This is a genomic window from Dactylosporangium sp. NPDC051485 (genome assembly GCF_040682015.1).
Lineage (GTDB): Bacteria > Actinomycetota > Actinomycetes > Mycobacteriales > Micromonosporaceae > Dactylosporangium.
Map to the genome: position 1 here is coordinate 127,613 of NZ_JBFAZW010000005.1, position 13,907 is coordinate 141,519.

At 69.4% G+C, this 13,907-nt stretch carries 14 protein-coding genes; 9 read left to right on the top strand and 5 right to left on the bottom strand.

Going from position 1 to position 13,907, the window contains the following annotated elements; genetic code table 11:
• Positions 1 to 17: 17 nt before the first annotated feature.
• Both AB0M46_RS04405 and AB0M46_RS04410 read right to left on the bottom strand, forming a co-directional pair.
• Entirely contained in the window at positions 18 to 1,607 is a 1,590-nt protein-coding gene (locus AB0M46_RS04405; protein WP_363332859.1) for a protein kinase, read from the bottom strand.
• Positions 1,608 to 2,712: 1,105 nt separating this feature from the next.
• Positions 2,713 to 3,297 carry an RNA polymerase sigma factor gene (locus tag AB0M46_RS04410; RefSeq protein WP_363332860.1) on the bottom strand — a complete coding sequence of 195 codons (585 nt, stop codon included), beginning with the start codon at positions 3,295 to 3,297 and terminating at the stop codon, positions 2,713 to 2,715.
• A gap of 138 nt (positions 3,298 to 3,435) precedes the next feature.
• Between AB0M46_RS04410 and AB0M46_RS04415 the strand changes: the two genes are divergently transcribed.
• Genes AB0M46_RS04415 through amaP form a run of 7 tightly spaced genes read left to right on the top strand, consistent with a single transcriptional unit; the run spans position 3,436 to position 6,231 of the window.
• Positions 3,436 to 3,930 (top strand): Asp23/Gls24 family envelope stress response protein, encoded by a 495-nt coding sequence (locus AB0M46_RS04415; protein WP_363332861.1) that lies wholly within the window; start codon positions 3,436 to 3,438, stop codon positions 3,928 to 3,930.
• The gene (locus AB0M46_RS04420; protein ID WP_363332862.1) at positions 3,927 to 4,280 is read left to right on the top strand and encodes a hypothetical protein; all 354 of its coding nucleotides are present in this window, start codon (positions 3,927 to 3,929) and stop codon (positions 4,278 to 4,280) included. Before AB0M46_RS04415 ends, AB0M46_RS04420 begins: the two co-directional genes overlap by 4 nt.
• Complete coding sequence (locus tag AB0M46_RS04425; protein ID WP_363332863.1) at positions 4,277 to 4,507, top strand: hypothetical protein; 231 nt, start codon at positions 4,277 to 4,279, stop codon at positions 4,505 to 4,507. Before AB0M46_RS04420 ends, AB0M46_RS04425 begins: the two co-directional genes overlap by 4 nt.
• A 50-nt stretch (positions 4,508 to 4,557) precedes the next feature.
• Complete coding sequence (locus AB0M46_RS04430; protein WP_363332864.1) at positions 4,558 to 4,737, top strand: hypothetical protein; 180 nt, start codon at positions 4,558 to 4,560, stop codon at positions 4,735 to 4,737.
• Positions 4,734 to 5,096 carry an Asp23/Gls24 family envelope stress response protein gene (locus tag AB0M46_RS04435; RefSeq protein ID WP_363332865.1) on the top strand — a complete coding sequence of 121 codons (363 nt, stop codon included), beginning with the start codon at positions 4,734 to 4,736 and terminating at the stop codon, positions 5,094 to 5,096. The genes AB0M46_RS04430 and AB0M46_RS04435 overlap by 4 nt, the downstream gene beginning before the upstream one ends.
• A gap of 23 nt (positions 5,097 to 5,119) precedes the next feature.
• Positions 5,120 to 5,656 (top strand): DUF6286 domain-containing protein, encoded by a 537-nt coding sequence (locus AB0M46_RS04440; protein ID WP_363332866.1) that lies wholly within the window; start codon positions 5,120 to 5,122, stop codon positions 5,654 to 5,656.
• Entirely contained in the window at positions 5,656 to 6,231 is a 576-nt protein-coding gene (amaP, locus tag AB0M46_RS04445) for an alkaline shock response membrane anchor protein AmaP (RefSeq protein ID WP_363332867.1), read from the top strand. The genes AB0M46_RS04440 and amaP overlap by 1 nt, the downstream gene beginning before the upstream one ends.
• 353 nt (positions 6,232 to 6,584) lie before the next feature.
• Here the strand turns inward: amaP and AB0M46_RS04450 are convergent, their stop codons facing one another.
• Together AB0M46_RS04450 and AB0M46_RS04455 are read right to left on the bottom strand one after the other, a co-directional pair.
• The gene (locus AB0M46_RS04450; protein WP_363332917.1) at positions 6,585 to 6,884 is read right to left on the bottom strand and encodes a hypothetical protein; all 300 of its coding nucleotides are present in this window, start codon (positions 6,882 to 6,884) and stop codon (positions 6,585 to 6,587) included.
• Between the two features lie 280 nt (positions 6,885 to 7,164).
• A complete protein-coding gene (locus AB0M46_RS04455; protein WP_363332869.1) occupies positions 7,165 to 8,157 on the bottom strand; it encodes a hypothetical protein in 993 nt (330 codons plus the stop codon).
• Positions 8,158 to 8,645: 488 nt separating this feature from the next.
• Here AB0M46_RS04455 and AB0M46_RS04460 point away from each other — a divergent pair, with 488 nt between their 5' ends.
• Both AB0M46_RS04460 and AB0M46_RS04465 read left to right on the top strand, forming a co-directional pair.
• Entirely contained in the window at positions 8,646 to 8,888 is a 243-nt protein-coding gene (locus AB0M46_RS04460; RefSeq protein ID WP_363332871.1) for a hypothetical protein, read from the top strand.
• Between the two features lie 64 nt (positions 8,889 to 8,952).
• On the top strand, positions 8,953 to 10,638 hold the full coding sequence (locus tag AB0M46_RS04465) for a hypothetical protein (RefSeq protein WP_363332872.1): 1,686 nt from the start codon (positions 8,953 to 8,955) through the stop codon (positions 10,636 to 10,638).
• A gap of 114 nt (positions 10,639 to 10,752) precedes the next feature.
• Here AB0M46_RS04465 and AB0M46_RS04470 read toward each other — a convergent pair whose 3' ends face one another.
• Entirely contained in the window at positions 10,753 to 13,413 is a 2,661-nt protein-coding gene (locus AB0M46_RS04470) for a glycoside hydrolase family 3 N-terminal domain-containing protein (protein WP_363332873.1), read from the bottom strand.
• Positions 13,414 to 13,907: the final 494 nt, after the last annotated feature.

The window sequence follows — 13,907 nt, forward strand, 5'->3', positions numbered from 1 at the left end:
TCTGCCCGATGATCGGGCTACTCGATGACCGGATCGATCCATACCGCGGTGCCGGCGGCAGAAAACCCGCAGTCGGTCTGCAGCCGCAGCCGGAACACGTTCGTGAGGTCGACCGTGACGTCCTTGGTGGCGCCGACACCCGTGACCGGCCCAGCGCGCTCCTTGCCGTCCACCAGCACCTGGAAGGTGACCGTCGTCGACGAGCGGGAGTCGTCGGACAGTCCGACCCGGGCCTGGAACGTGTGGTACTTGCGATCCAGTTGCCAGACGGCGCTATGTATCCCGTCGTAGCAGTCGCCGTACAGGGTGCGCTGATAGTCCTGGACGTTCACCCGCTGCGGTCCAGACTGATACTCGCCAGTGCCTTCGAGCGGCGAAATGTCGAGCAACGACCGCGGCCGGCTGGTCGACCCGGCGCTGGTGCCCTGGTCGGAGGGTGTCGCAGTCGATCGGGCGGGGCCAGCCGACGGGCTACCTGTGGGGCCAGCCAATGGGCGGCCTGACTCGTGGATCCCATGGTTGGCGTCGTCGGAGGCGGCCGACGCCACCGCCCAGCGCGCAATCGTGGGCGCGGTCAAGCCGATCGCAGCCACCCCGGCTAGGACCACGGCAGCGATCAGCAGCGCCCGTCGCAAGGACCGCGCCTTGCCGGCCGGTCGTGTGTTCGGCACCGTCGGGACGCCAGCGGCCGCCGGGTGAGCCCTGCCAGGCCGCAGCGGCGGCAGCCGCGCGGCGTCGGGCATCACGGTCGAGGTGTGCAGCCGCAGGCCGCGCAACCAGTCGCCGCACAACGGGCGCTGGTCGGGTTCATCGGCGAAGATCGTCATCATGTGGTCGACCAGCTCAGGTCTGCCACCCACCACCGGGACCACGGACAGGCCGGCGCGCAACTCCGCCTGGTCAACGGGCGGATGCTGGCCGGTCAGCACGTAATAGGCCAGACCACCGAAGGCGTACCGGTCCGAAGCGGGGCTGTAGAGACCCTGCCCTAGTACCTCAGGAGCACAGTAGCCCTCAGTTCCGGCGGGAAACGCCGTCATGTGCCGGGTGATGCGGACGAGCCCGAAGTCGACCAGCACGGCCTGACCGTTTTGGTCGACCACCACGTTACCCGGCGTGACGTCGCCGTGGATCACGCAGCGTCCGGACGGTGTTGCGTGCCCGGCATGCAGCCAGTCCAGCACATCGGCAACCTGGCCGAGGCAACGCATCACCGCCGACCGATGTTCAGGTCCGAAGTGCAACGGCACCCAGTCCCGCAGATCCTGCCCGTCCACCCAGTTCATCACCAGATACAGGGCGCGGTCGGCCGGGTCTGCCTGCCCGGACAGGTGCATCCGTGGACCCTCGAACTGCGTATGGACGCCGACGACACCGGGGTGGCGGATCAGCCGCAGCAATTCCACCTGATCGGCCCAGCGTTCCTGCCAGGCCGTGACCTCGTGCAGACGATCCGAGCGGAGGATCTTCACCGCGAGTCGCTCCGGCTCGCCCGCGAGCGTGATGCTGGCCTCCCACAACTCGGCCTCGCCGCCACGGCTGATCCAGCGTACGAGCTGGTACCGATCGGGCGCATCGTCCGGTCCAACGAAGTACCGCCGCGACACTGCTCTCCCTTCGATGCGTGTTGCTGCCGGGCACTCTCATGCCTGGGACAGGATGCCGCAACGGCTTGATCGAGTCGAGGGGAAGCCAATCCCGTCTCCACAGCACTCACGGGCCTTCAGACATCGACGAGGGCGCTCGCGGCGCAGCGGAGCCTGCCCGCCGTGCGGCGCTCCGACACTCGCAAGATCACCCGCACCCTGGGTCTGACCTGTTGAGCGACAGGTTGATGTCCGTAGCTCCCGACCGGTTGATGTCAGCGGCCTCCGACGGTTCGACGACTTCCAGGAAAGCTGGGCCCTGCGCACCGGCCGAGGTCGATGACTCCCGGGAAGTTCCGCACCACCCGGCCGAGGTTACGATGCGCGGACGCGGGTACGTCGACGATCTCGTGCGCGTGCGTATCCCGTCAGTATCTCGTTCGGCTCGGCAGCATGGTCACTGCGGTTGCTGCGGTCCTGAAACAATGCTCCTGGCAGGACCCGCCGACGCCGTGCCACCGGCCGGTCTGGCTGCCGGACTGCTCGACGAACCCTCTGACCGCTTCGCTGCAGGCGGGCCGCGGGTGACCTCAGGTTTTGCGATGCGCCCGGAACGATTCGCCAGTCCACTGTGGACTCCGAGGGCTTCTGGCTAACCCTGGCCAACTGTTGCTGCCACGTCCGGCTTGGCAGGCTCGAAACCAAGGGAAACGCCGGCTCCGGCCGCCTGGTGGTCGCGGTGCCGGACATTCTCGGTCACCTCGGCGTCACCTGATCTGGTGTCACGAAAAGGGTCGCCTGAATAGCGCAGATGCGTGTGGCCGGGCACATCGTTGATGTGCCCGGCCACATTTGTATTGCCCGACCGTGGAAGGGCATCGCGGCTTGGCCGAACCGGGCCCGTCCCGCCGTGCTGTGGCGGTCAGCGGCGGCTGCGGTTGCGGATCGCGGCAGGCTCAACCAGATCCTGAACGGCTGGGCACTTCGTCTGGTGGCGCATCATCCGGTGGCTCACCGTGCTGCATTGCTGGAGATGGAAGAAGATCCGCAGACGCTTCACCGATCACGGAGGAACAACCGCGCCACCACGGACAGGTCCAGGCTCGGGAGGGGGGTTGACGCACGGTCACCTCCAGTCGTGCAGCCTGGTGGCGAGCGTGCGCCGGGCGCGGTACAGGTGGCTTCGGATCGCCGGCACGGTGCTGTGGGTGATCTCGGCGATGTCTTCGTAGCTGAGTCCCTCGAACTGGTACAGGACCAGCGCGACGCGCTGGGCGGCGGGCAGCTCGGTGACGGCCTCGGTGACCGCGGCGGCGGCCAGGTGCTCTTCGGCCTGCTCCGCGGGGCCACGTGCCGGATCGGTCGGTTCGGGCATCGTGTCGAGCGGCCGGGTCCGGGCGGTGCGAGTGCGCTTGTTCAGCGCCCGGGTAGTGACGATGCGGTACAGCCAGGTGGCGAAGCTGGCGTCACCCCGGAAGGTGGGCAGGGCCAGCCACGCGGCCAGCAGCGCCTCCTGGGTGACGTCCTCGGCGTCCTCGCGTCTTCCCAGCAGTCCAAGGGCGACCCGGTAGGCGCGCGGGGCGTGGCGTTCGACGAGGGTGCGGTAAGCGTCGAGGCAGCCGTCCCGCGCGCGCCGCACCAGCTGCGTGTCGTCGACCGGGCCGGAGGTGGTCCGGGGCGGCCGGCCAGCGGTGGGGGAACGGGCGCCCATGTGCGCTGACGTGCCCACGGGCGCGCAAAGAAATCCTGCGGCTGGTGCGCGAGGTTTCGCCGTCGCCGGTGTCAAAGAGATGGTGGCCGCGAGGCCGCGTGTCCTCGTGGCCCTCGATCACGAAGGAGTACTCGTCCCATGACCCAGACTCAGACCTCGCCAAGGACCGGCGCGAGCGCCGAGACGAAGCCGGCGCCCCGCGGCGGTACGGAGGTCAAAGGCCCGATCCAGCAGAACCGGCTCGCCACCGAGGAGGGCAGGATCAGCGTCGCTGAAGGCGTGGTACAGAAGATCGCCGGCATCGCTTGCCGGGAAATCAGCGGCGTGTACGCCATGGGTACCGGCGGCAGCCGCGCGTTCGGGGCGCTGCGGGAGCGAATCCCGGGCAGTGCCGGGCCCAACGTCGCTCAGGGCGTCGGCGTCGAGGTGGGGGAGACGCAGGCTGCGGTCGACCTGGACATCGTCGTCGAGTACGGGGTCGGCATCGCCGATCTCGGCCGTGGCGTCCAGCGTAACGTCAAGCAGTCCATCGAGCGGATGACCGGCCTGGAGGTCGTCGAGGTCAACATCAACGTCGACGACGTCCACCTGCCCGAGACCGACGAGGCGCGCGGCGAGTCGCGGGTGTCATGACGACCGCTCCCACTTCGCCGGTGGCCGTGGTGAACGGCGTCGACGTGGCGGCGGTGGCGGCTGCCGTGGAGGCCTGCGCCGCCGTGGCCGGCCTGCTCGTCGGCCCCCGCGGCGGCCCGGCGACCTACCTGCCCGGGCAGCAGGTCGGCGGGGTGCGAGTCAGGCCGCACACGGTGGAGATCGCGATCCGTGCCCGGTGGGGCGTGCCCGCCGCGGAGGTCGCCGAGCAGATTCGCCACGCGTTGCGGGCCCTCGCGCCGGGCCGGCGCGTCGACGTGGTCATCGCCGACCTGACCGACCCGCCGCCCGCCGGGCCGGCGGTCCGGAAGGCGACGCAGTGGAAGCAGTGAACGACGAATTGCAGCGGCAGGCGCGGCGACGGGCGTTCATCCGGGCCCACCATCCCGACCGTGGCGGCGACGCGGCGGTCTTCATCGCCGGCTTGGCGGCGTTCGACGGGCCCGCTGCGCCGCCAATATCCCGGCGGGTCCGGGTGATCGTCGTGCGCCACCGGCCGTTGCTGGTCCGGCTGCTGCGGATCCTGGCGCGGCGCCGCCGAACGACGCGGGTCCGCTAGCCGGCCCGCACCGTTTCCGCCCGCACTCTTTCGGCAAGGACGTGAGAGCAATGAACCGCATCGCCTTCGGTACCGCGATCGGCATGGCGCTGGGATTCGCGGTGGCCTTCGGCAGCTTCGGCCAGATGCTGATCGTCGCGCTGTTCACCGCGCTCGGCTACGGCGTCGCCAAGGTGGTCGCCGGCGATGTGGACCTGCGCAGCTACCGCATCACCCGGAGCGGCAAATGATGCCGTCCGGCGCGCAGCCCCGTGCGGTCGTGCCGCCGACCGGGTCGATCAGCATTGCCGAGAAGGTGGTGGCGAAGCTCGCCTCGCGTGCGGTGCTGGAAATGCCCGACGCCGCAGCCGCCGCGCGGCGCGCCCTCGGCCGGACCACGCCCAGGGCGTCGGCCCGCGTCGAAGGCGATGTCGCCGTCATAGACTTGGAGATCGGCGTGCGCTGGCCGGCGTCGGTGCCGCAGGTCACCGCCGCGGTTCGCCGTCATGTTCGGGAACGGCTGACATCCTTGACCGGCCTGACGATCGCCGAGGTCCGCATCGTCGTGACCGACCTGGCCACGGGGTTCCCGCCGTCGCGGGTGCGGTAGCGGGCATGGGCAGGAGGCGCGCTGTGAGACTGGTCAACCGGCTGCTCGCCGTGATCGTCAGCCTCGCGCTCGTCGCGGGCGCGGTGGTGGTCGTGGTCGACGTCGTCGCCGTCCTGACAGGCAATCGGCCCGTCACCGTGGATTGGCTCGCCGCGTACCGGTGGGCCGGCCACATGACGTGGGCCAGCCGCGAGGTCCGGCTCATCTGCCTGCTGCTCGCCGTGGCCGGGCTGGTGCTCCTGGGCATGGAGCTCAAACCACGCCGGCCCGGCAGGTTGACCGCCGACAGCGACAACCCCGCCACCGACGCCGCGTACACCCGCCGCGGCGTCGGGCAGGCGGTCCGGGACGCGGTCACCGACGTCGCCGGCGTCGACGACGCTGCTGTCACCGTCCGGCGCCGACGCCTGCGCGTCCGCGCGAAGGCCATCGCGCGCGAGCCGGCACCGGCGGCCTCGCTGCGCGACAGCGTCACGCAGGCCGCGCGGTCCCGCCTCGACGCTCTCCAGCTGCGCCGGTCCCCGAAGCTGACCGTGCGAATCTCCGCCAGGGCGCACTGATGCATGCCGACCGCGCCAACCGCGTCGCGCTGGCCATCCTCGGACTGGTCCTGCTCGGTCTGGGGGTAGCCGGACTCCTGCTCGGGGCGGGAGTCTTCGGCGGGCGTGCGGCGCACCGAACCCTGGTGGACAACGACGTCGTCCGCTTCGTCATCTCGCAACGCGACTGGCTATGGCCCGTGCTGGCGGTGATCGCGGTCGTCGTCGCGCTCCTGGCGCTGCGCTGGCTGCTCGCCGTCCTGTTCTCCACCGGGCGGCTCGCCGGCATCCGCGTGGCCGGGGATCGCGCCGCCGGGCGTACCACCCTCGTCTCCGCCGCGCTGGTCGACGCCGTCTCCAGCGAGATCGAACAGTACCGCGGCGTGCGCTCCGCCCGCACCCGCGTGGAAGGCGACCCGGCCGATCCGCGGCTGGCCGTCACCGTCCGTGCCGACCGCGACGCCGACCTCGCCGCCCTGCACCGCAACATCGAACACAACGCCCTCGCCCACGCCCGGCACGCCCTCGACGCGCCCGACCTGCCCATCCGGCTGAACCTCACCACCGCCCGACGCCACGGCCCACGAGTCACCTGACGGCCGCTCGACCCGATCCGCCCGACCACCGGGCACGACGCCTGTGCGCTGTGAGTCGAGCATCAAACACGCCCCTTAGCTTGATTTTCAACCTGCAGCGAGTCCGACCCCAGTTTGGTTCACCAAGACAATTTAGACATTCAGATTGATCCCTGGAGCCCGGCTCGATTAGCTGGGCTTTCGTGTTCCAGCCAGCAGCAAGTCGTCCACAACGGGAGGCTTGTCCGGTTTGCCTTATGCGAGCCGCACTCACGGATGTGCGGCTGCCGCGGGCTAGGAATGCGCTGATGCGCGTGAACCCGAAGCACTCGGTGGCACAAGCGAGGGAAGACGGGCTTCGGAGATCGGGCCCGTCAGTCACCTGCGGCGGATGTGCCCAGTTGTTCTAGGGCCCAGCGAGCCCACTCCTGCTGTGCTTGGTAGCTGCGGATGCCGTACTCGATGGCGAGCCGACCGAAGCGCAGCCGTCCGCGCGGATAGTCTTCGGCGTCGGCCGCGGCCGCGATGTCAAGCAGTTCGGCGTGGGCACCTTCGGCGTCGCTGAGGTAGTGGTGGACGAGCTGGCGTGCCTCGCCGGCGGTCAGCGTGGATAGCAGCGACATGCGCAGCGCCTGTTCATCGCGGACAGCGCGGGTGCGGGCAGGAGCCAGCAGCGCGCCTCAGCGTCCACTCCGACGGTCGGGCGACATCACGCAGCGCCACAGCCGCTCCGGTGGCCCTGCTCGCTCCGCGGCGGCCATGGGGAGCAGGTGCGCGCGACAGACCGTCGAGGTCTCTGTCCAAACCGGCCCACCGCAGCAGCGCCGCAGCGGCCCCCTGCTGCACACGCTGATCCGGCCGGGTTGTCCTTGGGTGCCTACTGCCGGCCCTGCGGCAAGGCGGGGTGGGGGACCTCACCATCTGGAGTGCATGATCCGTGCCGTACGGGGCGGTTCAGGCCGCGGCCTGGATCATCTCAGAAGCGTTGAGGATCGAGGACCTGTCCTTGTGGCCTCGCTCGTAGTCGAGCACCGCGCGGACCTGGTCGTCGTCCGCGTCCCGCAAGCGGGAACGGATCTCCATAACGGTCATCGTGTCGTATCCCGGCCAAGGCTCTCTGCCTTGCAGGTTGTGGATGGTCTCCACGATCGGGGTGCGGTTGTGGGTCGCGTGCTCATAGGCATTGACCGTGGCCAACTCCCCCTGGGAGAGTCGCGTCAGCGAGTCCCGGATCTGCTCGACGGAGAGGCTGTCGTAGTCGGGGATGATGGTCCGCGCCTCCAGCCGCGCCTCGTACGGCATGGCCCGGCTTCGAGCGAACCGCAGCACGTCGACGGCTGCGTCCCTGAGTTGGTACATGCTCTCACGCAGCTGCGGCAGCCGAAGCATCTGGACCGCGCCGATACTCTGGATCTGGTAGGCCAATTCGCCCTTGAACTCTCCGAAGATCACCGCCCCGGCGAGGCGATCCAGCGCCGTGAAGCACTCGGACAGCATGTCTTCGCTCTCTGCGCGCAGGTCGACGGCGAGTTTTGCGGTGACCTCGTCTCTGCAGGTCTGGGCAATCTGCTCCAACGCCCGATAGTTAGCGTCCAGCACGGCTGCGGCTGCGCACAGGTCGCGGGTGTTCTTCAACACTCGGTCTTCGACGTCCGGACCACGCAACAGCTGCAAGGGTACGGCCGACAAGGCGGCGACCTGCCCGCCGATCATCAGGGCCGCGTTGACGCCCAGGTGTTGCAGGCTGCGGCGCGCCCCGAGCTCACCCAGCCGATCGGACACCCGATACGCCCGCTCGCGGGAGCGTCGCCGCTGGGACTCCAGCCGCCGCCGATAGTCGCCTTCAGCGGTGACGGCGATGTTGGCGGCGAGGAGGGTGGTCACGGCGTACTCGGCCGCGCGCGTTTCCTGCAGGTACTGAATGATTTTCTCTCGGGCAGTCGCCATAGCGCTTACTCCTTGGAATCGAGAAATCGCGGTGGGATCTGACGCAGATCGGTGCCGAGTTCGGCTACTCCCGCGTGTAGCGGGCCGGCAGACAACCATGTCGGACGATTGTTCGTAAACGCTCGCGCTTTGTGCCGCGCCGCCGCGTCACCTCAGGCGGCCGGCGATGCGAACGCGCTGATCGAGGTGCCATCCCTCGTGAAATTCGCGACCTGCACCGTCCAAATCCGATGGCCCGCTACTACCGTCAGAAGCCTATGCAGTCGGCTGAGCATCCTGCATCCGATTCGGGTACCACGGGGGAACGAAAGAACGGGTGACCATCGGGGCCAGTGCTCCGCGTCGACTTCACCTGGCCCGTCCTGTTCCGTGCCACCGCAATGCATACGCACCTTTCTGATGCCCGGTGTCGAGCCGGACGAGGGCGAGACGCCGGGTCACCGTCGGCGAGTTCGCAGGAGATATGGGGTACGGGCAATGGGTCGCTTGTGTTGCTCAAGACCTCGCTCAACGGGCCCGGCGATCCGCTGACCGATACGCCGGAACAGTCCATCGAAACGCTGCGCAGGATGAACGTGCAGCGCGCGCATCCCGCCGTACCTGATCCCGACCTGAGCGACCCGGTCGGCCTGACCCGGTTCGAGAACGAGCTGGTCGACGTGCAACGCACCGGGCCGGCCGCCTTCAAGGACACGTTCGGCGCGTCCGGTGATGGTCGCGACGAGTACTAGCCGCCGTGTCTGCGCGGGTCGTGCTGGTTGGCGGTGGCCGCCGCAGTTGGGCATGATCAATTGCATGCGTCCGTACCCCCGCGCTGATCACCTCGTCGCTGGTGCCGCGGCGGCGGTCCTGCTGCTGACCGTCTTCACCGTGCCCGATGTCTCCTGCACGGCCGGTGGATGCGATCCGGAGCCGGTCATGTCCATCGCGGCGGGCGTGCTCGCGGCGACCGCGGTGATGTCCTACCTGCACAGGTGGGCGGCCGTGGGCGCGGCCGCGGTGTGCGCCGTGCTGTGGCCGATCGCCGGCCGGGTCGACGAGTCCCAGCTCGGCTGGCGCGCGTTGCTGCCACTGGCGTTGCTCGCCGCCGTGGTCGGCGTCGCACGGTTGCGCTGGGAGGAGCCGCTCGCGAGTGCTCTCCGGCGGCAACCGCCGGCACCACACCGGCTGCCGGGGGTGGGTGCGCTGAGCGGTGTCGCCGGGGCGTTGCTGGTGGCCGCCGGTCTGGCGGCCATGGGCCTGACACTATGGCGGCAGGATCAGGTCGACGCGCAGCAGGCCGCCGCCGACCGCGTGACCGCCGAGGTCCTGCAGCACGTGGACGACGGCGCCGCAGTCCGACTGAGGCTGCCGGACGGCACGGAGTTCGACGCCGACGTACTCGCCGCCTCCGACTACCCGGTCGGCAGCCGAGTCGAGGTGCTGGTGGACGGCGCCGGGCTGCGACAGCTGAGCACCGAACCGTACGACATCACGGTGCTGTTCCTGCCGTTGGTGCCGGTCGTCGGCGGCGGAGTGGCGCTGCTCGCCCGGGCCTACGGACGGCGGCGGATGCTGCACCGGTTGTTCGCCGAGCCGCAAGCGGTCCATGCCGTGCGGGTGCTCGACCACGGTGATGAGATCACCGTGCTGGTCCCCGGCCCACCGGGAAGTGCGCGGCAGTTCAACATCGTCGTCGTCCACGAATGCCCACCGGACGGCGTGGACGAGGACTCCCATGCCCGCACGCGGGTGCGCACGGTGCCCGCCACCCTGTTCGGCGATCCCCGAGCCGGGGGGTGGTGCGCGGTGGAGGTGCATGGCCGCATCCGCGTTCCCACCAGGCCGGTCGCCGAGGTGGAGATCGTCCCGTACGACAGTGACCGGGGCCTGCCGGCCGATATCGAGGACGACGGCGAACCTGCCGTCGACCTGGCCGATCTCCTGCCGGATGACCAGGATCCGTCCACTGTCCGGGAGCACCGCGCCGCGACACTTCGCTCCTGGGCGGGCATGGTGGTGCAGGCGGCAGCCATCGTCACGGTCACGATGGTGTCCGCCGCCGGGACCCTACCGGCCATGGCGCTCGTGGTTCTCGGCGTCGTCAACGCGGGCGTGGCATGCGAGCTGGCGTGGCGGTACTCCCTACGGCCTCGCGCATGCTGGAACGTCGGCGGCATCTCGGTACTGACACCATGGGGACAGCGTCGTTCGGCCTGGACACCGGACACCGGCATCGAGATCACCGAGGACGGCGCGGTGCTGCTGACCGATGGTGAGACCGAGTTCAGAATCCCGGTGGCAGCCGGCCGGCCGGTAGCCGGCGTTGCCCGCTCGCCCTGGCAGCTGGCCGCGGCACTGCGGCACGCGCGACGCATCGCGCTCGACACGGGCCAGGTGGGCCCACCGCCTCGGCTTCCGGCAACACCACGCCCATGGCCGCTGTACCTGATCTGGGCGGTCATTTCAGCAGCGGCCATCGCGCTTACGTGGCTCGCATGAATCGCGGCCTGTCGTGTCGGGCCCGCGGTGGGCGGCGGGTGCCGGACCGCGCCGCCCACCGATCAGGGTCACGTGGAGGGTCGTGACCCGGATCGGGCTGTCCGCTCGTGCGTGTCAGGGCGTGGTCCATTGCTGGTTCGCGCTGCCGGTGCAGTCCCAGATCTGCAGTGGTGTGCCGTCTGCAGAGCTGGTCCCGGTCGCGTCCAGGCAACGGCTGGAGCCGATGTTGGTGAGCGCGGAACCGCTGCGGCTCCACTGCTGGGCGTTGGTGCCGTTGCAGTCGTAGAGCTGGATCCGGGTGCCGTTGACGGTGCGTGCCCCCGTGACGTCCATGCACTTACCAAGTGCGCGGAGCGTACCGTCGGCGCCGACCGTCCACTGCTGGGCGCTGGTGCCGTTGCAGGTGTTGAGCTGGATGGCAGTGCCGTTCGCGGCGCTTGCACCGGCCACGTCGATGCATTTGCCGCCGTAGCCGGTGATCGGACCGACGTGGGTGCCGTTGGTGCTGCCCGCGTTGAACCGGAACCAGTTGAGGTTGACGAAGTCCGTGCCCGCCGTGCCGGTGAAGGTGAGGTAGACCGCGTGCACACCGGTCGCTGAGCCGGAAAGGTTCGTCGTCACTGTGGTCCAGTTCTGCCACCCACCGGTTGGCGTGACCGGCACGCTGGCGATGATCGGACCGCTGGTCGAGTCGAGCCGGTACTGGACGGTGCCGCTCGACCCTCCGGACGCCAGCCGCGTGCTCACCGACGCCGCTGACGTGCCGCCGAAGTCCACATTGGTATAGCCGAGCGAGTCGCCTGGGGTGATATAGCCGACGTTCTGCCCACCGCCGGTGTCCGTCGTGGCTTGCGTCTGGGTGCCGGCCTGCGTGTCGTAGCTCTCGGCCTCGATCTGGGTGTAGGCGCTGCGGTTCTGCGGCTGGCTGCCGTAGCTGAGACCGTACCCGAACGGGAAGAGCCCGGTCTTGCCGTCGCCGTCGTTGATCGGTTCCTGGCCGAAGCTGTTCAGCCAGGTCATCGGCAGCTTTCCGGTCGGGTTGTAGTCGCCGAACAGCACGTCGGACACGCCGTTGCCCTCGGTGCCGGGCAGCCATGCCGCCACCAGGGCGTTCCAGTTGGGCAGCTGCGCGGCGACGTCCATCGGCCGGCCTGAGACGAGCACGACCACGACCGGCACGCCCGATGCGCGCAGGGTATTGAGGGTGTTGAGGTCGGTGCTGTCCAGACCCAGGCCGTTGGGCCGATCGCCGGCGCTCTCGGCGTACGGCGTCTCACCGACGACGGCGACGGCGACCTTGTAGGAGCTGTCGATGCCGGTGCCGTTCGCGTTGTACGTCACCGTGGTGCCCGTGCCCGCCGCGGCCCGGATGCCCTGCAGGATCGTCGTGCCCGGGGTGATGTTGCCGCTGCTGCCCTGCCAGGAGATGGTCCAGCCGCCGGACTGCAGGCCGATGTCGTCGGCGCTCTTGCCGGCCACGAAGATCTTGTTATTGCTCTTGGCCAGCGGCAGGACGTTGCCGGCGTTCTTCAACAGCACCTGTGACTCGCGCACCGCCTGGCGGGCCAGCGCCCGGTGCGCCGCGTTGCCGACGGTCGGTGTGTAGGTGCGGTCGGTGAACGGCTTCTCGAACAGGCCGAGCTCGAACTTCTTGGTCAGGATGCGCCGGTTGGCGTCGTCGATGCGCGACATCGGCACATGACCGTTCTGTACCTCGCCACGCAGTGTGGTGATGAACTGCTGCCACGCGGTCGGCACCATGACCATGTCGATACCGGCGTTGATCGCCTGGCTTACCTCAGCCGCCGTGAAGCCGGGCTGGCCGTCGATCTCGTCGATGCCGTTCCAGTCGGAGACAACGAGGCCCTTGAAGCCGAGCTCGCCCTTGAGCAGCGTGGTGATGAGGTACTGGTTGCCGTGGTCCTTGACCCCGTTCCAGCTGTTGTAGGAGATCATCACGGAGCCGACATTGCGGCGCACCGCCTCCTGGAACGGCGGAAGGTGGATGGCCCGCAGTTCCGCCTCGCTGATCTGCGCGTTGCCGGCGTTGACGCCGTTGGTGGTGCCACCGTCGCCGATGAAGTGCTTCGCGGTGGCCATCACGCTCGCCGGGCCGCTCAGCGACGTACCCTGTAGCCCATCGATGATGGTCGCCATCTGGATCGGCAGGTCAGGCTTCTCACCGAACGATTCGTAGGTGCGGCCCCATCGGTCGTCACGGGCCACGCACAGGCAGGGTGCGAAGTCCCAGTCGATGCCAGTGCCAGAGACCTCCTCGGCCACCGCCCGGCCGACGTTCTGCACCAGCGCCGGGTCGCGGGTAGCGCCCAGGCCGATGTTATGCGGAAAGATCGTCGCGCCGTAGACGTTGTTGTGCCCGTGTACGGCGTCGACACCGTAGATGATCGGGATGCCCAGGCGGCCGGCGAGGGCGGCGTTCTGGTAGCCGTCGTACATGTCCGCCCACGCCTTGGCGGTGTTCGGGGTCGGGGCCGACCCGCCGCCAGACAGTAGCGAACCGAGCGCGTACTGGGTGATCTGCGGGTTGGTGACCGCGGCCCGCTCGGCTTGGGTCATCTGGCCGATCTTCTCGTCCAGGGTCATCCGGGACAGCAGGTCTTCCACGCGCGTGGCGATCGGCAGCGTCGGGTCGCGGTAGGGCTCGCCGGCTGCGTGGGCCGGCAGGATCTGTACCGCGCCGACGGTCGCCGCGGTCGCGGTGAACAGCACCGCGGCTGTGGCGGCGCGGATCAGCTTGGGGACGGGTGGACGCACGGAGCTTTCTCCTATCTGGCCTGTGCACGAAAGTGAGGGGTGTTGCACTGGCCGCGTCGTGAGATGCCCGGTCTTGCGGCACGCAACGGTCCGTGCTGCCGCGTCGATGCGAGCCGCGATTCACGCGGGCGGTGCCGGGTCGTCGGCGCAGCTGCCGGGGAACCACGGTGCAGGCCGCTGAGGCCGGCCGGGTCCTGTGGGCAGGACCCAGGGGCGGCGGATTGCCGTCGACGCGGCCGCAGAGGTTGCGGTGGGCGGCTTCGCTACGGCGTACGTCGACGTGGTGGCTCGACGGCGGTGGGGTCTCCGTCGTTGGCGGCGCGTGGTTGGCCGGCGAGCCAGCCGATCAGACGAAGTGGGGTGAGGATGGTGGCGGGAAGTACGGAACGGTTGTGATGCACATGCGGACTCCCGAGGGCGGGGTCGGCGTCCCGTCAGGTTGGCGGGCTGGCGGTTGCCTGACAACGGGTATCGGGTCGTAACGGGCTGATCCG

Coding starts and splice junctions, on each gene's coding strand:
- AB0M46_RS04410 (WP_363332860.1), bottom strand. CDS start 3,297: ATGGGCGCCCGTTCCCCCACCGCTGGCCGGCCGCCCCGGACCACCTCC.
- AB0M46_RS04415 (WP_363332861.1), top strand. CDS start 3,436: ATGACCCAGACTCAGACCTCGCCAAGGACCGGCGCGAGCGCCGAGACG.
- AB0M46_RS04420 (WP_363332862.1), top strand. CDS start 3,927: ATGACGACCGCTCCCACTTCGCCGGTGGCCGTGGTGAACGGCGTCGAC.
- AB0M46_RS04430 (WP_363332864.1), top strand. CDS start 4,558: ATGAACCGCATCGCCTTCGGTACCGCGATCGGCATGGCGCTGGGATTC.
- AB0M46_RS04435 (WP_363332865.1), top strand. CDS start 4,734: ATGATGCCGTCCGGCGCGCAGCCCCGTGCGGTCGTGCCGCCGACCGGG.
- amaP (WP_363332867.1), top strand. CDS start 5,656: ATGCATGCCGACCGCGCCAACCGCGTCGCGCTGGCCATCCTCGGACTG.
- AB0M46_RS04455 (WP_363332869.1), bottom strand. CDS start 8,157: ATGGCGACTGCCCGAGAGAAAATCATTCAGTACCTGCAGGAAACGCGC.
- AB0M46_RS04465 (WP_363332872.1), top strand. CDS start 8,953: ATGCGTCCGTACCCCCGCGCTGATCACCTCGTCGCTGGTGCCGCGGCG.